The sequence below is a fragment of the candidate division TA06 bacterium genome, from assembly GCA_016235665.1.
Lineage (GTDB): Bacteria > Edwardsbacteria > AC1 > AC1 > EtOH8 > UBA5202.
Genome location: JACRJI010000001.1, coordinates 110,299 through 130,253, shown reverse-complemented (window position 1 = coordinate 130,253; position 19,955 = coordinate 110,299). Strand labels below are relative to the sequence as shown.

Genomic DNA, 19,955 nt, shown 5'->3' with positions numbered 1-19,955 from the left:
TGTTCACTGTTCATTGTTAATTGCTTCGGGTGAATTCCAGGTACAGGCTCTCCAGGTCCTGGTGTCTATGTTTCGAAAGCTCCCGCAGTTCCTCCAGTGTGCCCAGGGCCGCCAGTTTTCCGCTGGCGATAATGCCTATCCGTTGGCAGATGGTTTCGGCCAGGCTCAAAGTGTGGGTGGAGACCAGCAGGGCGCAGCCTTTTTGGGCCTCCTCCTGAAATATTCTTTTCACCAATATGATGCTGGCCGGGTCCAGTCCCACCAGAGGCTCGTCTATCAGATACACCTTCGGCTGGTGGAGCAGGGTGGCGGCCAGCACCGTCTTCTGGCGCATACCGTGGGAATAGCCCTCGGCCCGTCGGTCTATCCACTCCCGGGCCTCGAACCGGTCTATCAACTCCTCCACCCGCTGTTCCAGTCCTTCATTAGAGCAGCCGTAAAGCCGGGCCACCAGGTGCAGAAACTCCCAGCCCGAGAGCTTCTCATAGATGAAGGGGTCGTCGGGGATGAAACCCAGGCACTGCTTGGCCTGGATCGGATCCCTCTCCACGTCAAAGCCGCAGATGGAGCGGGAGCCGGAATCCGGCCGCAGTATCCCGGCCAGCATTTTAAGGGTGGTGGTCTTGCCGGCCCCGTTGGGTCCCAGCAGGCCGAAGATCTCTCCCTGTCCGATGCTCAGGCTGACGCCGTTCACCGCCTGCTTGGCGCCGAATGATTTTTTAATATCCTTAATCTCAATTCCCTGGTTCATGGCGTATGTTCCAAAATCTCAATTTTAAGGTTGCCGAAGGCGGAAAGCAAACGGGTCTGCTGGCTGAGGTCGCCCTCCGCCAATCGCAGGCGGGCGGCGTCGGCCGGGGCCTGCCCGAAGGTGGGGTCCAGCTCGACCCACTTTCCGCAGTAAACAGAGTTCCAGGCGTGGTAGTAGAACTTGCCGTCAAGATAGACCACCCCCAGGGAGATCTTGCAGGGCAGTCCGGCGGCCCGGGCCAGGGCGGCGAACAGGGTGGCATGCTCGTTGCAGTCGCCCTGCCGTGACTGCAGCACCTCCACCGCCGAGGGCAGGCTGACGGTCATGCTCTTCTCCAGGTTCTCAAACACCCACTTTTCCAAAGCCAGGGCCTTGTTCCAATCGTTCTTTTTACCCTTGACCAGGCTTTGGGCCAGCTTCTTTATCTCCGGGTCCTGCGACTGGATCAGCACCGTGGGCTTTAAAAACTCGGCCAGTTCGGCCGGTTTGGCGTTCACTGTTTGGAGTTCGGGAGTTTGCTCCCGGGTGACCTGCACGATCTGTTTAAGGCTGTCGGTGACCGTCTGCCGTCCGCCGGAAACGTCCTGGCCTTTCAGGTCCAACCCCGAGACCGCGATCACCATCCGTTCCGTCTCTCTTGGCTTGGGCAGTTCCCCTTTGATCACCGGCACTGCGATGCTGCCCAGCATGTCCATCCCGGGAAAATCTTCCGGCAGTACCAGGGCCTGCTCCTTGGTCTGGCGGATCATGGTTATCCCCAGCGGGCCGTCCTCCTTAAGGGTCTGGCCCAAAGTGTCCACCCAGGCCAGGCTTTTGGAGCCGGAGAAGCTTACTTCCAGCTTTACTGCCGGTGTCCACTGGTCATCCAGCCGCAGGGAGTCGGGGCCGATCACCGTTACCGTCAGGGGCACCACCGCCATGGAGGCCGGGTCGAAGACCGAGAAATCATAAACTTTGCCGGGGACCAGGCTCTTGCCGGTAAGCATCGGCTCCAAAGCCTCGGGCATGGTGATGTTGCCGGGGATGTCCATCTCCGTAGTCTGGCTCTGTCCGTTGGACAGGATCGAAAGGACCAAGCGCCAGCCTTTGACCAATCCCTTTACCGAGATCTCGGCCGCCCCGCCCATCTTGAATTCAAAGCCGGTCAGCTGGTAATCCTTGTCCAGGTCGTAGTTCAAAGTGGTGGACACCTGTCGGACCTCGCCCATCAGAGGCAGGCGCATCAGCGACTTGCTGGAGACGGCCTGTCCGCCGTCAGCCAGCACCCTGGTCAAAGTGATCGAGTGGCCGATCTTCCTGTCCTGGTAGTAGATGCCGTGCCATTGCTCGGACCCGGCCATGGTCCGGGGTTTTAGTCTGACCCCGGCAGGCTGACAGCCGGCCCGTCCCAGTCCGAACCAGACCAGGGAGCCGGCCCAGATAAGGCCCAGCAGTATAAGAATGGAGGTTTTTTTGTTCATAAGAGGTTTCAATTATACCACCTGCGCAAATTTAGTCAATAGATATTTCCCCCGGTCCTCAATTTTGCCGCAAAAACAATTTCATGCCAAAAGTCTTTTAAAAAAACGCAAAAATGTTTTTTTTGTTCTTGACAATGGATGATCTTTTTAATATCATATACAATATGTATGTCTGAATAATCACATATTGATATCATATAAAGAAGGAGGTGAGCCGTAACCAGTTTATTAGTGAAAAACTACCAACTATGTTTATCAAAACCAACCAATTAACAAACTGGAGGAAAAAATGAGAGCAAGAATATTGACCCTTGTTGTTTTGCTTGCTTTGTCGGCAGCGGCTGTGGCCCAGGTCCAAACCCTACCCTGGTACAATTCGTTTCGGAATCAGTCCACTTCCGGACTGCTGGAGGATGATCTGGACCTTATGCTGGGCAGCTACGGCTACCTGGATCCCGCCCGGATGACCCTGATCGACGGTCAGCGGTTGTACACCAATCTGGCCAACATCTACAGCCAGAACGAAGAACAGTTCAACCCCTCCGGCGCCGGCACCTATGTGATCGGCGGAACCTCAGACATTTTCGGTTACGGCAAGCTGGGACTGCTGTACTCCAAGAATACCAACAAATACAGGGACAGCCTGTCCTACGCCAATGTTTATCTGACAGATATCGATCCCGGCACCAATCCCGGCTATGATCTCCGGGGAGTGGAGAATTACCAGGAACAGTATATGGAAACCGGGGATGAGAACGATTATTTCCTGGGTTGGGCCAAACAGGTCAACGACATGAAACTGGGGCTGGCTTTCAAGCGTTATCAGTATTCCTACATGGAGGATTACTTCAGCGATTATACCTATAACGAAAATAACATCCTGACCGGGGCCCTGACCTATACCGAAGCCGAAAAGGACACCACCAGCGAGGGCTATTCCGAGAGCGAAAATTACCTTGGTCTTTCGGTCTGGAAACCGCTGAACGACAAGATGGATGTCAGCCTGCGTTTGGCCATACTCTTCGGCGGCGGCAAGGACATCGACGAAAGGAACTATTCCTGGGACGATTCTTATCCCGGCGGCGCCAGTTATAATGAAACCGAGGACTGGAATTATGATACCGAATATTCCGGTTTCGGCTTCTCCGGCGGCGGCGCCTATGTCTACAAGTGGAACGACAAAGCCGACACCCGGTTTGATCTGCAGTACAGCCACTTAGGATACAAGCCCAAATCGGGCACCACTTGGGAATACAATTACCACGAACAGGATGTCAACCCTGTTACCAACTCCGATTATTATGATGAGAACTACACCGACGCCGTGGTTGGTGAGTACACCGACAACGACATAGACTTCAGGATAGTGCACAAAGCCAGGCTTAACCAAGCGGTATTCGCCATAGGCTTCGGGCTGTCCACCGGCAACTATGATCAGATGGAGACCCACGAGCGGGCCCAGACCGAAGTTTACCGTTACAATGAGTTGAACGACCCCGCCCTTTCTGCCAGCTACGTCCAGAACTCAACCTGGGGCGAGCTGTGGGATTACACACAGGCCGGCGATTATCTGAACTGGTCGTTCCCGGTTTGCGTGGAATTCGATCTGACCAAGAAGATAGTGTTCCGGCTGGGCGCCCGCCACCAGATCAACAATTATGAATACACCTACAACCAGGTTCTGACCGGCGGATCGGAAATGGTCACCACGGTCACCACCACCGGCACCGGCGTTGTCACCACTACCTACACCCCCAATCCGTTGAACGAGCAGACAGGTTACAGCGAGACTTATAATACCCGGCAATCCTACACCGACTACACCTATGGCGCCGGCTGGAAGGTGGCCGACAATCTGCAACTGGACTTCATGGGCTTCGCCCAGCTGAACGACCTGACCAACTGGAAGCTTTCCGCAGTATTTAAATTCTAAAAAAAGAGAGGATCAATAAAGATGAAAAAAGCCTTATATATTCTTACTGCCGTCCTGTTGATCGGTGTCGTAATTACCGGTTGCGGTAAAAAGGATAATCCCTTTGAGCCGAGCACCGACAGCTTTAACGCCACTCAGGCCATGGAATCCAAAGGCCCCAAGGTCATTGATATCAGCACGCTGGACGGTGATAACACCCTGTTCCAGAACCCGGCCTACGACGAGATCGGCATCCTGTTCGACGCCGACATGAACGCCGGCACCATCAATACCACAAATATCCTGCTGCAGGACGTGGAATCTCCCACTACTGCCATCCCCTATACCGTGACCTACAACGTGGGCACCAAAAAGGCTATCATCAAAGCCACCAGCTGGGATGACGACCTGAGCTACATGGTAACGGTGACAACCAATGTCCGGGACATTCACGGTCACGCTTTGGACGGCAACGGCAACGATTTTATTGACCCACAGGACAGCAAAAAGACCCAGTTCTGGGGCAACAACTCCGCGGTGGCTTGGGTTGACGTAACCCCCCCCACCATCACCGTCGCTGATCCCACCAACGAGAGGATCTATTTCAGCCTGACCGATTCCATCGAGATCAACATATTTGACAACGACAGCGTGGATGCCGCCACCCTTACCGCTTCGGCCTTTGAACTGACAACAGCCAGCGGCCAGGTGGTCAGCTTGGGAGCAATTACAGTCATCGATGATTTTGCCCCCACCTGGTACATCGTCAGGTTCCATCCCACTCTTACAACGGCCACCGATTACTTCCTGACGGTCAAGACCACCATCAAGGACATGAAAGGCAACAGCCTTGACGGCAATGGCAACGGCTTAGCCGAGAATGAAGCCTTGGACCGTGAGAGGGTCAAGTTCCGGACCTACGATCCCCGCAACGGCGGTGTCCCCAGTTCCAGCAACCTCAGGGTCATCAACACATTTTTTGACGATTGGGACGGAACCCGTTTTCGTTCCATGTACATCCAGTTCAACCGCAAGATGAACGCTGCCTACCTGAATTCAAATTACATCAAGATCTACAACGACGCCAACTACGAGCAATACGTTCCCGGCACCATCACCATCATGCCTGACACCATGCTGGTCCGCTATACCCTGGAGAATTTCGACGGCGCCGGGACCATCTGGGTCAGCCGCCAGGTTCGGGATACATCCGGATTGATGCTGGACGAGAACAACAACGGCATCCCCGGCGAGGCCGCCTATGTCACCAGTGTGGGGACTTACAAGCCGGCCGATGACCTTTGGAAGAATGCCAGCTATTCCAGCGGTTTCCGGACCATCCTGTTCTACGACATGGTGGAAAGCGGCAACATCGGCTGGAGCACCCGGGGTACCACTCCCCAGCTGTGGCACAGGTCAACATTGTTTGCCAGCCAGAACCCCAGCGGGTTCGGTGGAAATTACCTCTGGCATTGCGGTGTTGATGCCGATACCAGCTACCTGTATAATCCCATCGCAGAGGTTCACGACACACTGGTAATGCCAATCATAGACCTGACCTGGTATGGCAACGCCAGCCTTTCCTACGACCGTTATGTTCAAATCGAAGGCGCAGTCGACAGGATGAGAACCATTTATTCCTACCGGCTGGCTGACGGCACATGGTCTGGATGGGCTACTTGGGTCATTTACGGCAACACTGGTTGGGGTAATTCAGGCAACATGAGCTTCCCGGTGACCGGAACCCAGGTTAAGGTGGCCTTCGCATTTGACACCGATGCGATCACCAATACCGCCGACGGCGCATTCCTGGACAGGATACAAGTCCTGGCCTGGTAGCATAATATCAAGACAGGCATTAACGCCCCCCGCTTCGGCGGGGGGCGTTTTGCTATTTACAACCGGCAAAAAATATGCGATAATTGATCTTAACTGATGTTCTATTCCCTTGGATAAGACAGGATTAACATGATTAACCGGGTTGTTTCCAAATAATAATCATGGAAATCTTGTAAATCCTGTCAAAAAATCGGAAGCAGTTGAGAAATTAATGAAAAGGGCCATTCTGATAATCCTGGACGGCTGCGGAGCGGGGGAACTGCCCGATGCCGCCGATTTCGGCGACCGGGGCAGCAATACGCTGGGCAACCTTTCCCGGGCGGTCCCCGGCGGGCTGACCCTGCCCAACCTGCAGGCAATGGGGCTGGGCAATATAATTGATATCAAAGGCCTTCCCCCAAATCCCTCGTCCCAGGGCTGCTGGGGCAAACTGACCGAACGCTCCAAGGGCAAGGACTCCACCTTCGGGCACTGGGAGATTGCAGGACTGGTCACCGAAAAGCCATTGCCCACCTACCCTGCCGGGTTCCCGCCGGAGATCATAGATCCCTTCAAAAAGGCCATAGGCCGGGACATTTTGGCCAACCAGGTGGCCTCTGGAACCGTGATCATCAAAGAACTGGGGGACCAGCACGTCAAGACCGGATTCCCCATAGTCTACACCTCGGCCGACAGCGTGTTTCAGGTCGCCTGCCACGAGGGAATAGTCCCCCTGGAGCAGCTTTATGAATGGTGCCAGAAGGCCAGGGACATCCTGACCGGAGAACACGCGGTGGGCCGGGTCATCGCCCGGCCGTTCACCGGGACTACCGGCAATTATCAGAGGGTGGGCGGGCACCGGAAAGACTTTTCCCTGAAACCTTTCAAATCCACGGTACTGGACTGGGTCAAGAAAAGCGGCCTGCAGGTGATGGGGGTGGGCAAGATCAACGACCTGTTCGCTGGCCAGGGATTGACTCAAAGCATTCACACCGATGACAACCGGGACGGCATGGAAAAGATCCTCAAAGCCCTGTCCGGTCTCAAGCACGGCCTGCTGATGGCCAACCTGGTGGACTTTGACATGAGCTGGGGACACCGCAATGATGTCCTGGGTTTCTACAAAGGCCTGCAGGACTTCGACGCCTGGCTGCCGGAACTGCTGAAGGTCATGACCGGAGACGATCTGCTATTGATCACCGCCGACCACGGCAACGACCCCACCACTCCGTCCACCGACCACTCCCGGGAATATACGCCCCTGCTGGCCTACAGCCCGGGGATCAAAGCCGGGGTCGACCTGGGAACCAGAAAGAGCTTTGCCGACATCGCGGCCACCCTGGCGGAGATCTTCGGAATCGATGGAACCGGACAGGGAACAAGTTTCTGGCCGGAGATTATTTTTTGACAGGATTTACAAGATTTTCATGATCAGGGTATGAATTCTATCTGCGGGGTCTGCTGGAATCAGCGTCATACTGGAAAGGATATGATACAAAAGAAAAAAATAAGCCAAACCGAGTTGATCTCAGCCGCAAAAAAAGCCAAAGAGAAGGCCTATGCACCGTATTCAAAGTTCAAGGTGGGCGCGGCCCTGCTGGCCAAAAGCGGGCAGGTCTACACCGGCTGCAATGTGGAGAACGCATCCTACGGGCTGACCTGCTGTGCCGAGCGCAATGCCGTGTTCCAAGCGGTGGGGCGGGGGGAGAGAGATTTCATCGCCATCGCCATTGTCTCCGATTCCCCGGAACCTACCGCACCCTGCGGGGCCTGCCGTCAGGTGCTGAACGAGTTTGCCCCCGACCTGGAAGTGATAATGGCCGGGAAGAAAGTATCCATGAAGACTTCGCTGAAGAAACTCCTGCCTCTGGCCTTTGGACCAAGTTCATTAAAAAACAATAAACAATAAAAGGAGAGAAAACTTTGTTCGGAATAGCATTTGCCATGGGGCAGCCGGGCGCCCCGGCTGCTGGACAGCAAAGCGGCGGCGGTTTGCTGGGTTTGCTGCCCATCGTCATCATGTTTGTCATCATCTACGTTTTGCTGATTCTTCCCCAGCAGCGTCAGCAGAAGAAACACGCCCAGATGCTGAAAAGCCTGCAGAAGGGCGACAAGGTCATCGCCGCAGGCGGGATCCACGGAACCGTGGTCGGGGTTGACGACACCCGCAACGTGGTGGTGGTCAAGATCGACGAGAACGTCAAGATAGAAGTGCAAAAGTCCACGGTCACTGTCAAACTGGAAAAGTAAATCTGCCGCCAAGCCACCAAGACACTAAATTCGTAAATTGTAAATCGTGAATCGTAAATTGTATTGGTGCCTTCGTGTCTTAGTGGCATGAGAGAGATGCCAGCAACCAAACAAAAAATACTTCCCATCAGGGTCTACGGCGACCCGGTGCTGAGGCAAAAGACCGAGCCGGTGAAGAACATCGATGGCCGGCTGATTTCTTTGGCCGAGCAGATGATCGAATCACTGGCTTCGGCCCGGGGGTTGGGCCTGGCTGCGCCTCAGGTGGGGCATTCGCTGGCCCTGTGCATCATTAACCTGCCGGCTTTGGATCCCAAAAATGCCAAGCCGCTGATACTGATCAACCCCAAACTGCAGGCCTCCGACGGCAAGATCGTCTACCAGGAGGGATGCCTTAGTTTCCCCGGGATGTACGCCGATGTGGCCCGGCCCCAGAACGTGACCGTCACCGGGCTGGACCGGGACGGCAACCCGCTGGAACTGGAGGCTTCCGACTTTTTGGCCCGGGTGTTTTTGCATGAGATGGACCACCTCAGCGGGGTGCTTTTCATAGATCATCTTAGCCCGATCAAACGGCAATTACTGAAAAAACAGCTCAAAGAGCTAAGCGCCAAAGCCGGGGACAAAGGCAAATGAGAAACATTTTCCGCCAAGCCAAAGGGCATTTGATCAAACTATATCAAGACGGAGACGGTGTTACCGAAACCGCAAGCCAAGCCGTGGGTGCCTTGAACCGTGGAGAGGTGATGGCCTTTCCCACCGATACGGTCTATGGCCTGGGCTGCCGGGCCGACCTGCCCCAGGCGGTCAAAAAGATCTACCGGCTTAAGGGGCGGAACTTTTCCAAGCCGCTGATACTGTTCGTAAAAAATCCACGGGAACTGGAGCAGTTGGTTCTCAATGTCCCGGATTATACCGCCAAACTGATGAAGGTTTACTGGCCGGGACAGCTGACCATGGTGTTCCCGGCTTCGGATCAGGTCAAGAAATGGGGATTGGATAAAAACGGCACCATTGGCATCAGGATCCCCCGGCATAAGGCGCTGCAGGCCATACTGGATCAAATTAATGGTCCTTTGGCCACCACCAGCGCCAATGTCAGCGGCGCCCAGGAATCCTGCAATGTTGAGCAGGTGATGGAATCCTTCAAAGATCCGGTGGACCTGATCCTGGACGGGGGGGAGCTGCCCCGCTGCCGGCCTTCCACGGTGCTGGACCTATCCCGGGAGCACCCGGTGATACTGCGCCGGGGCGATATCGGCCGCCGGGAACTTTCAGAACTTTTGCAGCAGCCGATAAAGCAGGACAAGGTTGAGGTGCTGTTCGTTTGCACCGGCAACACCTGCCGCAGTCCCATGGCCGAGGGATATCTTAAGAACATCCTTCCCAAGAATTGGAAGGACAAAGTGGTAGTGCGCTCCTGCGGCACCAGGGCTCTGCCGGGGATGCCGGCCACGGATAAGGGGCAGGAGACCGCTAGAAAATTCGGCTTTGACCTTTCGAGCCATCATTCCCGGACATTGACAGACAGTTTGGCCAAACAGGCCGACATCATCATAGCCTTGGAGGATGGCCACCGGCAGGACATCATTAAACTTTACCCAAAGGCCCAGGTGTCGCTTTTGGCGGTGGACGGAGTGGCAGATCCCATCGGCGGAACGCTGGAGGATTATGCCAAGACACTGGAACTGATAAAACGGGAAATGCCGGACGTGCTGGAGAAGATAAAAGAGATGCTGGCCTGAAAAATGTCAGGTTGCGGGCAGGCCAACAAAAAACTTGAATAGATTTTTATTTTTTGGTATACTTACATACTTGAGGCTATTTCCATCGAAACACACGAAAGACGCTGAACTATTTTCATTGTATTATTTGCACATAACAACGTATGATGTATTATTAATTCATAATTTTAAAGTTATGATTTGATTTTGGGCGGTTAGCTCAGTTGGTTAGAGCGCTGGTCTCACATACCAGAGGTCACAGGTTCGAATCCTGTACCGCCCACCATAAGATTGGGAATTGATCCTTATAGTATGTAAAATATTTTTTACCGGTATCAGCAATGATATCGGTTTTTTTATTTTCTTTGGTTTTCTCTCCAAAATATATGTTTTTTCGTTTTTAAGAACAAACGCCGCTAAACTCGTTGCAATACATAGACATACAATGTAAAAATAATAGAAAAAACCTTTGCAATTTTACCATATATTGTGGTATAATTACTGATGTAATACACTAAATAGTGCTTTAACTTATAAAACCTAAAAAACCGGGATATTATGTATCTTAAGTCTTTTAAGGGCAGTGGGTTCAGGAATTTGCAGACCTATGCAGTGGAGTTTTCTGAAAATAAGAATTTATTCTACGGTTCCAACGGTTCGGGCAAAACCAATCTGTTGGAAGGCATCTATTATTTATGTATCGGCCGCTCAATGAGGGAATCAGCCGAAGATGAAAACCTGATCCGTTTCTCCGACGATATGTTCCGGCTGGAAGGGCAGATGCAGACCCAGCGGGGCGAGATTGTGGTGGAATCCGCCTTCAATAAAGTGGAAAAGCGCTGCAAGATCAACGGCGAAGTGCAACTCAAGCTGTCAGAGCTTATAGGCAGGCTTCCGGTGGTCAGCCTTTCGCCCGAGGATGACGAACTGTGCAAGGACGGCCCCGGGGTGCGGCGGCGCTTCATGGACCTGGCCATCTCCCAGCTTTCCCGCAATTACCTGGCCGATCTCCAGGAATACCGGAGGCTGCTGCACCAGCGCAACCGCCTGCTGTTCGACATCCGCGAGGGGCGGGGCCAGGTGGCTTCGCTGGAGGCATGGAACCAGCAGTTGGTGGCCTGCGGGTCAAGGATAATCAACAAGCGGATCCAGGTGATAGACGATCTCAAGGAATCGGCCGGCAGCCGGTATCTGGGCATCGCCGGGGGCCGGGAGCGGCTGGGCCTGCGTTACAAGCTTTCGTTCAAGAGCGAACCGGACGAGCCGGTGGAACAGGCTTTTGCCAAAGCCCTGGCCGTCAACTACGAGTTCGAGCGGCGCCGGGGCATCACCATGTTCGGACCGCACCGCGACGATCTGGAGATATCCATCGGCGGCAGCAGCATCCGCAGCTTCGGCTCTCAGGGCCAGCAGCGCACAGCCGCCATAAGCCTGAAACTGGCCGAGGCCGAGATGCTGGCCGTGCAGTTGAAGGAAAAGCCGATCCTGCTGCTGGACGAGATCTTTGCCGAGCTGGACCGGGAGCGGGGCGGGTTCCTGGTGGACCAGCTGGACCCGGGATACCAGGTGTTCATAGCCACCGCCAAGGACCAGGAGGTCTCCAAGCAGGAAGGATTTAAGAAATTCAGGATAGAGGCCGGGCGGGTCATAGCGGAGTGAGGACTTAATACCAGGGACATACAATGGTGATGCAATGGACATACGATGGGGATACAATAGTGAAGCCATTGTTTGTCTATGGTTTGTCAAAGTATAACTTATCATTGCTTTTATTGCGGCACAAATGAAACTAGCCACCCTGTGTTACCTCCGGCGCAACGGACAGACCCTGATGATGCACCGCATCAAACGGGCGGACGACATGCATTTCGGCAAATGGAACGGCCTGGGCGGTAAGTTCCATCCCGGCGAGACCCCGGAGGAATGCGTGACCCGCGAAGTCAAAGAAGAAAGCGGATTCCTGATCAGCAAACCGGTGCTCAAGGGTTTTTTGACCTTTCCCTCTTTTGATGAAACTGATGACTGGTATGTCTTCGTGTTCGTGGCCGAGGACATCCAAGGTTCCCTCTCCGAGACCGAGGAGGGCCACCTGAGCTGGATCAAGGATCCTGAACTCACCAAACTGGACCTGTGGGAGGGCGACCACATCTTCCTGCCCTGGCTGGATAAACCGGGAATGTTCTCGGCCAAGTTCGTATACCAGCAGGGAAAACTGGCGGAGCATTCAGTCAACTTTTACTAAGACAAAGACACGATTCGCAGACGTTGTGCTGAGTTTATCGAAGCATTGCGCAGATTTCCGTACCCAACCTACAGGTCCTACGTTACTACTATTATTACGGCGGTGCTAAATGGCTCATCCAACCAGACCGGAGTCGGTAGGCCCCATCCTGGACCGGCTTTTAAAGAACCTGGAGATCGACAAGAAGGTGGACGAGGGCCAGGCCCTGCTGATCTGGGCTGAAGCGGCCGGCCCCAAGATGGCGGTCAGGACCAGGGCGGAATCCGTTTACCGGGGCAGGATGACGGTGCTGGCCCAGAACCCGGCCTGGGTACAGGAGTGTACTTTCATGCGGATCCAGATCAAGGACAAGCTTAACAAGATGCTGGGGCGGGAGATCATCAAGGAGATAGTTTTTAGAGTGGGGGATGTGAAATAGAAGCATGGATGCAAAAACAATTGTCATACCATAGTGATACAATTGCCGGAATAAATCACTGGAATCACGAATAAGAAACAGTAAGGGCAATTCACTCGTCCGGCGAAGCCTTAAATGGCGGCGTAGTAGGATGAATTGCCCCAACATTAAAGAGGGGATATATGGCAGAGTCTTACGGCAGCGAAAAGATCACAGTACTAAAAGGCCTGGAGGCGGTGCGGCGGAGGCCGGCCATGTACATCGGCGACACCAGCGTCCGGGGTCTGCACCACCTGGTCTACGAGGTGGTGGACAACGCGGTGGACGAGCACATGGCCGGGGTCTGCGACCACGTGACGGTGACGGTGCGCAAGGACGGTTCGGTGGTGGTGACCGACAACGGCCGGGGCATCCCGGTGGACATGCACCCCACCGAGAAGAAGCCGGGGGTGGAGGTGGCCATGACCATTCTGCACGCCGGGGGCAAGTTCGACAATAAGGCCTACACCATCTCCGGCGGACTGCACGGGGTGGGGGTCAGCGTGGTCAACGCCCTGTCAGAGTGGCTGGAGGTCGAGGTCCAGCGCGACGGCAAGGTCTACCAGCAGCGCTACCAGCGGGGCATCACCCAGTATCCGCTTAAGACCATAGGCAAGACCGCCAAGACCGGGACCACGGTCACCTTTTTGGCCGACAAACAGATATTCAAGACCACGGCCTACAGCTTTGACACCCTGTCGGGGCGTTTGAGGGAGCTGGCCTTCCTCAACAAGGGCCTGGCCATCGACATCCTGGACGAGCGCTCCGGCAAGTCCCACAACTTCAAGTTCGACGGCGGCATCGTCTCCTTCGTAAAGTACCTGGACGAGAACAAGACCCCCATCCACAAGCCCATCTATGTGTCCAAAGAAGGCGATGGGGTGCAGGTGGAGGTGGCCCTGCAGTACAACGACAGCTACGACGACAACATCTATTCCTTCTGCAACAACATAAACACGGTGGAGGGCGGCACCCACCTGATCGGCTTCAAGTCGGCCCTGACCCGGGTGATCAACGACTACGTCAAGAAGAACAATCTTCTGAAAAAGGATGACTTCACCCTGTCCGGCGACGACGCCCGGGAGGGGCTGACAGCGGTGGTCTCGGTCAAGGTCAAGCAGCCCCAGTTCGAGGGCCAGACGAAAACGAAGCTGGGAAACTCGGAAGTTAAGGGGATAGTGGAATCCCTGGTGGGGCAGGAACTGGCGGTGTTCTTCGAGGAAAACTCCACCCTGGCCAACAAGATCTGCGAAAAGGGCATCCTCTCGGCCCGCTCCAGGGAGGCGGCCCGCAAGGCCCGCGACCTGGTGCGGCGCAAGAACGCGCTGGAGACCTCCGGCCTGCCCGGCAAGCTGGCCGACTGTTCCTTGGACGATCCCACCCTGTGCGAGATATACATTGTGGAGGGCGATTCGGCCGGCGGCTCGGCCAAGCAGGGCCGGGACCGGAAGTTCCAGGCCATCCTGCCATTGAAGGGCAAGATCCTGAACGTGGAGAAGACCCGGCTGGACAAGATGCTTGCCAACGACGAGATCCGGACCCTGATCACCGCCATGGGAACAGGGATCGGGCAGGAGGATTTTGACCCGGAAAAGGCCCGCTACCACAAGATCATCATCATGACCGACGCCGACGTGGACGGGGCCCACATCCGGACTCTGCTTTTGACCTTCTTCTACCGCCACATGAGGCCGCTGATCGAGAAGGGATACGTCTACATCGCCCAGCCGCCGCTGTACCGGGTGGCCAAGGGCAAGGAGGAGCACTATGTCTACACCGACGAGGAGCTGGAGAAGGCGGTCAGCCGGCTGGGCAAGGACCAGGCCAATGTCCAGCGCTACAAGGGCCTGGGCGAGATGAACCCGGAGCAATTGTGGAAGACCACCATGGATCCGGAGCGCCGCACACTGCTCCAAGTTGCCAACGACGACGCGGCCGAGACCGACCATACCATTTCCATGCTGATGGGTGACGCAGTGGAGCCGAGGAGGCTGTTCATCGAGCAGAACGCCAAGTACGTCAAGAACCTCGACGTCTAAGGCTGTTTGAAGTTTAGCGTTTGCTGTTCCAGGTTCCAACACCGAACAATAAACAGAAAATGGTAAACGTAAAAGATGTTGCGCCTCCATCCCTGCGCCAAGCCCTGGCAGATCAGGCTGGCCCAAAGACTGATCCCCGATTACGTTGACCCGGGCTATGTCTATGACGATCTGCTCCACCAATACGCCCCGCCGTCAAAGACCTGGATAGACGCCGGGTGCGGAGACAACAGCGACATCAAACAGATGCCGGAATACCAAGGCCTGGCTGTCGGCTTTGATCTGGAAGACCGTAAACAGGAAAAATATCTCAGGGCCGACATCCACCAAATCCCTCTAAAAAGTAATTCCATAGATTTTATCTCCAGCCGCTGGGTGGCCGAGCACCTGGAAACACCGGAAAAAGCCCTAAAGGAATTGCACCGGGTGCTGAAGCCCGGCGGAAGGTTGCTGATCCGGACCACTGGCAAGTGGCACTACATCTCGCTTTTCAGCCGGTTTGCGCCAATGACCCTCAAAAGATTCTTGTCCCCGGCTCAGGTCTTCCCCACTTTCTTCCGGCTAAATGACCAGGAGGCTTTTCAAAAATATTTCTCAGAAACTTCTATCTGGCGGATCGAAAATATCCGTTACATAGAAAATCTGCAGTACGGCAACCCGGCCGGGTTCGTCTTCTCGCTGTTCTATCATCTGATCACTACCTGTCTGAAACTGGACCATCTGAAGACCACCATCATACTGGAAACGACCAAAATTCAACCATAATTTAACGGTGAGACAATGGCTGTTTATTACGGGGTGAAAAAGGTTCTGGAAAAGGGCCAGCGGATAGGGGTGGCCACGGAGCAGATGCACTTTGTCAAGAACACCGAAGTTCTGGTCGGCATTGTAAAGGGCAGCAAATACGCGGTGGCGGTGGACCTGACCGTTGAAAAAGAATACCGGGCCTTTTACCGGGCCTGCGCCAGGGGCAACTGGAGGGACTTTGACCTCTACCGGCTGGCCAAGGAAAAGATAACAGAATGCCCGGACGAGGGCCGGGTGCTGATCGGGGAACTGGAACCGAATAACAGTAAGGGCAATTCATGAATTGCCCCAACAAGATAAAGTAAGGGCAGGTTTTAAACCTGCCCCAACAATGGGGGATAAATGGCTTTAGAAAGAAATAGGGTCCTGACCAGGGAAATTGAAGAGGAGATGCGTTCCTCGTACCTGGACTATTCCATGTCGGTGATCGTGGGACGGGCTTTGCCCGACGTCCGGGACGGGCTGAAACCGGTGCACCGCCGCATCCTTTACGCCATGAGCGAGCTGGGAGTGGCCCACAACAAGCCCTTCAAGAAGAGCGCTCGCATCGTGGGAGAGGTGATGGGCAAGTACCATCCCCACGGTGATTCGGCCATCTACGATTCCATGGTCCGGATGGCCCAGGATTTTTCGTTGCGCTACCTGCTGGTGGACGGCCAGGGGAACTTCGGCTCGGTGGATGGCGACCCGCCGGCCGCCCAGCGTTACACCGAGGCCCGGCTGACCAGGATCTCGGACGAGATGCTCAAGGACATTGATAAGGAAACGGTGACCTACGTGGACAACTACGACGGTTCGCTCAAAGAGCCGTCGGTGCTGCCCTCGTTGCTGCCAGCCCTGCTGGTCAACGGTTCCTCGGGCATAGCGGTGGGTATGGCCACCAACATCCCGCCCCACAACCTGGGGGAGATCTGCGACGCCATCTCCCTGCTGATCGACGATCCGGAGCTTGCTCCGGAGAAACTGCTGAAGACCGTCAAGGGGCCTGATTTTCCCACCGGCGGCATGATCATGGGCGTCTCCGGCATCCGGGACGCCTATCTGACCGGACGGGGCAAGATCATGATTCGGGGCCGGGCCAACGTGGAGACCGCCAAAAACGGCAAGGAGTCCATCATCATCTCCGAGCTGCCCTACGAGGTCAACAAGGCCACCATGATAGAGAAGATCGCCGAGCTGGTCAAGGACAAGAAGGTGGACGGCATCGCAGACCTGCGGGACGAGTCGGACCGCGACGGGATGCGGGTGGTGATCGGCCTGAAGCGCGACGCCGACCCCCGGCTGACCATCAACCAGCTTTACCAGCACACCCAGTTCCAGACCAGCTTCGGAGTGATCATGCTGGCCCTGGTGGACGGGGTGCCCAAGGTGATCACCCTGAAGGAGGCCCTCAGCAAGTTCATAGAATTCCGGGTGGAGGTAGTGACCCGGCGCACCAAATACGAACTAGCCCAGGCCGAGAAGCGGGCCCATATTCTGGAAGGCCTGAAGATAGCCATCGACAACATCGACGAAGTGGTCCGGATCATCAAGAAGTCGCCCAACGTGGACGAGGCCCGGGCTTCGCTGATGAAAAAATTCAAGCTCTCCGAGATCCAGGCCCAGGCCATTCTGGACATGACCCTCAAGCGCCTGACCTCACTGGAGACCAAGAAGATCGACGAGGAGTACGAGGAGCTGATCAAACTGATCAACAAGCTCAAGGGCATTTTGGACAGCAAGCGGCGCCTGATGGGGGTGATCCGGGAAGAAATCACCGAGCTCAAAAAGAAGTATGCCGACCCCCGCCGCACCGAGATCCTGGCCGCCACAGAGGAAAAATTTTCGGTTGAGGACCTGATCGCCGAAGAGGACATGGTGATCACCATCTCCCACGCCGGGTACATCAAGCGGCTGTCGGTGAGCTCCTACAAGCGCCAGGGCCGGGGGGGCAAGGGGGTGACCGGGATGACCACCCGGGATGAGGATTTCGTGGAGGGGATGTTCATCGCCTCCACCCACCACTACATCCTGTTCTTCACCGACAAGGGACGCTGTTACTGGCTGAAGGTTTACGAAGTGCCGGAGGGCGGCCGGGCGGCCAAGGGCCGGCAGATATCCAACCTGCTGGAAATGAAGCCCGACGAAAAGATAGCGGCCTACATCGCGGTTAAGGAGTTCGACGACCAGCACTTTGTGGTGATGGCCACCAAGGAGGGGACTATCAAGAAGACCGCCCTGTCAGAATTTTCCAACCCCCGCAAGGCCGGGATCATCGCAGCCACGGTGGACGGCAAGGACCTGTTGATCGAAGCCAAGATGACCGACGGCAGCGAGGATGTCATCCTGGTGACCAACCAGGGGCAGGCCTGCCGCTTCCACGAGAGCGACGTCCGGGCCATGGGAAGGAACGCGGCCGGGGTCCGGGGCATCACCCTGGATAAGAAGGATTTCGTGGTGGGGATGGTGGCGGTCAAGCGCGAGGGTTCGCTGCTGACGGTCTGCCTGAAGGGCTTCGGCAAGAGGAGCGAGATCGAGGAGTACCGGGTCACCCGCCGGGGCGGCAAGGGCGTGATCACCATGAAGATCACCGACAAGACCGGCCCGGTGGTGGCGGTCAAGGAGGTGGTGGACACCGACGAACTGATGATCATCTCGGCCGGGGGCCAGGTGATACGGCTGGCCTTAAAGAACGTACGGGTGATGGGCCGGGCCACCCAGGGAGTCAGATTGATAAACCTGGAGGACAAGGACCAAGTGGTTGACGTGGCCAGGCTGGCGGCCTCGGAAGAAGAGGGAAACGGTGAAGCCAACGGGGAGACTGAAGAAAAATAATGTCAAAAGACAGCCCAGAGCTGAAGAATCAGCCTGGGCTGTCCTTTAATCCATCCACTGTTGCGGGGGCAGGTTCATACCAGTCCCGATCGATGAAAAACAAAGTCAAAAAACTCATGTCCAGGTTCAGCCTTCTTAAGGGCAAAAAAGACCTGAAAAAAGAAGAGCTGATAGACGAATTGAACCGGGCATATTCAGAGCTGCAAAACCTATATCAGACCCTGGCCGATGCCAACCAGCAGAAAACCCTGCTGCTGGAGGAGCTGCAGGCCCAGAAGGCAGTGCTGGAACGCCAGAACAGCGAAGACAGCCTGACCGGGATGTATAATCGCCGTTTTATCGATCTTCAACTGGTCCGGGAGTTTATTCGGGCTCAGCGTTATAACCGCAACTTAACAGTGATCATGGCCGACCTGGATCATTTCAAGCGGATCAATGACGATTTTGGCCACCAGACGGGGGACCAGGTATTGATGATTGTTGCTCAAATATTGAAAGAAAGCTGCCGCGAGGTGGACTTCATTGCCCGTTACGGCGGAGAGGAATTCCTGCTGCTGCTGCCGGAGACCCCTTCCAACGGGGCCATCTTCGTCTGCGAGCGGATCCGGAAAGCGGTGGAGGGGCACGATTGGGATCAATTGGCGAACGGATTAAAGGTGACCATAAGCCAGGGCATAGCCTACAACACCAAAGTGGAAAGCCATCTGGTCATGCTGCGTCATGCCGACGCCAAGCTTTACGAGGCCAAGCGGGCGGGAAGGAACACGGTAAAGTACTGAAGGCAAGGGTACATTTTTTGCCACAAAAAGCACAAAATTCTCAAAATATTGGATGATCTATATGAAAGACTGGTTTAAAGAGTTTGATGCCGCTGTTACTATATGCGATCCTCAGGGCATTATACTGCATATGAACGATAAGGCGGTTAAAACCTTCGCAAAATACGGCGGAGCCGCCTTGATCGGCCAAAGCCTGGTGGAATGCCACCCCGAGCCGGCCCGGACCAAGCTGCTGGGGCTTTTGAAAAACCAGGGCAAAAATGTTTACACTATTGAGAAGCAAGGGGTGAGAAAATTGATCTATCAGGGGCCATGGTTCCAGGACGGAAAATATGGCGGATTAGTGGAATTATCCCTGGAGATACCAATGGAAATGCCCCATTTCGTAAGGCAGTAATTATTTAAAATAAGTATTGATTTCGGGATATTTAAAGGGTATAGTTATAAGGCTAACAAGATTATATTCTGGCCCGAATACAATAACTCCAACCAAAACACTAAAAGGAGATCGCCATGAAAAAACGAAATCCCATAGCAGTACTTTTGCTTCCCTTTGTGACTTTCGGGTTTTACAGCATTTACTGGATGGTGCAGACCAAGATCGAGATGAACGCCAAGGGCGCCCAGATACCCACCGCCTGGCTGATCATCATTCCCTTAGTGAACCTGTGGTGGATGTGGAAGTACTCCGAAGGTGTGGAAAAGGTCACCGGCGGCAAGACGTCCGGTGTGCTGGCCTTCATCCTGTTGTTCCTGCTGGGGATGATCGGCGCCGCCATCGTGCAGGATTCTTTCAACAAAAATGTGGCCTGATCTGACCTGTTTGATGGTCCGTTAACTGGTGAACATCCGCTCTGTCCTTAAGGCTGGGCGGATGTTCTTTTATGGCAGCTTTACAAAATTGTACGTTGACTTTAGCCAAG

General features: G+C 54.9%; 19 protein-coding genes and 1 tRNA gene. 18 read left to right on the top strand and 2 right to left on the bottom strand.

Features of this window, described 5'->3' with window-relative positions; translation table 11 throughout:
* Window positions 1-16: 16 nt before the first annotated feature.
* Window positions 17-751 (bottom strand): ABC transporter ATP-binding protein, encoded by a 735-nt coding sequence (locus HZA73_00600; GenBank protein ID MBI5804523.1) that lies wholly within the window; start codon window positions 749-751, stop codon window positions 17-19.
* Complete coding sequence (locus HZA73_00595; protein MBI5804522.1) at window positions 748-2,211, bottom strand: transglutaminase domain-containing protein; 1,464 nt, start codon at window positions 2,209-2,211, stop codon at window positions 748-750. Before HZA73_00595 ends, HZA73_00600 begins: the two co-directional genes overlap by 4 nt.
* 289 nt (window positions 2,212-2,500) lie before the next feature.
* Here HZA73_00595 and HZA73_00590 point away from each other — a divergent pair, with 289 nt between their 5' ends.
* The 18 genes from HZA73_00590 to HZA73_00505 all read left to right on the top strand — a co-directional run bounded on the left by HZA73_00590 (window position 2,501) and on the right by HZA73_00505 (window position 19,845).
* Window positions 2,501-4,144 (top strand): hypothetical protein, encoded by a 1,644-nt coding sequence (locus tag HZA73_00590; protein MBI5804521.1) that lies wholly within the window; start codon window positions 2,501-2,503, stop codon window positions 4,142-4,144.
* A 21-nt stretch (window positions 4,145-4,165) separates the two neighbouring features.
* Window positions 4,166-5,962 (top strand): Ig-like domain-containing protein, encoded by a 1,797-nt coding sequence (locus HZA73_00585; protein MBI5804520.1) that lies wholly within the window; start codon window positions 4,166-4,168, stop codon window positions 5,960-5,962.
* A gap of 211 nt (window positions 5,963-6,173) precedes the next feature.
* Entirely contained in the window at window positions 6,174-7,349 is a 1,176-nt protein-coding gene (locus tag HZA73_00580; protein MBI5804519.1) for a phosphopentomutase, read from the top strand.
* Window positions 7,350-7,430: 81 nt separating this feature from the next.
* Window positions 7,431-7,850, top strand: coding sequence for a cytidine deaminase (locus HZA73_00575; protein ID MBI5804518.1), 420 nt, complete (start codon window positions 7,431-7,433; stop codon window positions 7,848-7,850).
* Between the two features lie 35 nt (window positions 7,851-7,885).
* On the top strand, window positions 7,886-8,191 hold the full coding sequence (gene yajC, locus HZA73_00570) for a preprotein translocase subunit YajC (GenBank protein ID MBI5804517.1): 306 nt from the start codon (window positions 7,886-7,888) through the stop codon (window positions 8,189-8,191).
* 96 nt (window positions 8,192-8,287) lie between these two features.
* On the top strand, window positions 8,288-8,827 hold the full coding sequence (gene def, locus HZA73_00565; protein MBI5804516.1) for a peptide deformylase: 540 nt from the start codon (window positions 8,288-8,290) through the stop codon (window positions 8,825-8,827).
* Entirely contained in the window at window positions 8,824-9,936 is a 1,113-nt protein-coding gene (locus HZA73_00560) for a threonylcarbamoyl-AMP synthase (protein MBI5804515.1), read from the top strand. The genes def and HZA73_00560 overlap by 4 nt, the downstream gene beginning before the upstream one ends.
* A gap of 188 nt (window positions 9,937-10,124) precedes the next feature.
* A tRNA-Val gene (locus HZA73_00555) sits at window positions 10,125-10,201 on the top strand.
* A 311-nt stretch (window positions 10,202-10,512) separates the two neighbouring features.
* Window positions 10,513-11,574 (top strand): DNA replication/repair protein RecF, encoded by a 1,062-nt coding sequence (gene recF / locus HZA73_00550; GenBank protein MBI5804514.1) that lies wholly within the window; start codon window positions 10,513-10,515, stop codon window positions 11,572-11,574.
* A 124-nt stretch (window positions 11,575-11,698) separates the two neighbouring features.
* Complete coding sequence (locus HZA73_00545; GenBank protein ID MBI5804513.1) at window positions 11,699-12,157, top strand: 8-oxo-dGTP diphosphatase; 459 nt, start codon at window positions 11,699-11,701, stop codon at window positions 12,155-12,157.
* A gap of 109 nt (window positions 12,158-12,266) precedes the next feature.
* Window positions 12,267-12,575: a DUF721 domain-containing protein gene (locus HZA73_00540; GenBank protein MBI5804512.1), complete on the top strand. Its 309-nt coding sequence runs from the start codon at window positions 12,267-12,269 to the stop codon at window positions 12,573-12,575.
* Between the two features lie 161 nt (window positions 12,576-12,736).
* Complete coding sequence (gene gyrB / locus HZA73_00535) at window positions 12,737-14,632, top strand: DNA topoisomerase (ATP-hydrolyzing) subunit B (GenBank protein ID MBI5804511.1); 1,896 nt, start codon at window positions 12,737-12,739, stop codon at window positions 14,630-14,632.
* Between the two features lie 75 nt (window positions 14,633-14,707).
* Complete coding sequence (locus tag HZA73_00530; GenBank protein MBI5804510.1) at window positions 14,708-15,397, top strand: class I SAM-dependent methyltransferase; 690 nt, start codon at window positions 14,708-14,710, stop codon at window positions 15,395-15,397.
* Window positions 15,398-15,412: 15 nt separating this feature from the next.
* A complete protein-coding gene (locus HZA73_00525; protein ID MBI5804509.1) occupies window positions 15,413-15,721 on the top strand; it encodes a hypothetical protein in 309 nt (102 codons plus the stop codon).
* Window positions 15,722-15,781: 60 nt separating this feature from the next.
* Window positions 15,782-18,253, top strand: a complete 2,472-nt coding sequence (gene gyrA / locus HZA73_00520; GenBank protein MBI5804508.1) for a DNA gyrase subunit A — start codon at window positions 15,782-15,784, stop codon at window positions 18,251-18,253.
* A 92-nt stretch (window positions 18,254-18,345) separates the two neighbouring features.
* Window positions 18,346-19,032, top strand: a complete 687-nt coding sequence (locus HZA73_00515; GenBank protein ID MBI5804507.1) for a GGDEF domain-containing protein — start codon at window positions 18,346-18,348, stop codon at window positions 19,030-19,032.
* A 61-nt stretch (window positions 19,033-19,093) separates the two neighbouring features.
* Entirely contained in the window at window positions 19,094-19,429 is a 336-nt protein-coding gene (locus HZA73_00510) for a PAS domain-containing protein (protein ID MBI5804506.1), read from the top strand.
* Window positions 19,430-19,545: 116 nt separating this feature from the next.
* Window positions 19,546-19,845, top strand: a complete 300-nt coding sequence (locus HZA73_00505; protein MBI5804505.1) for a DUF4234 domain-containing protein — start codon at window positions 19,546-19,548, stop codon at window positions 19,843-19,845.
* Window positions 19,846-19,955 lie beyond the last annotated feature (110 nt).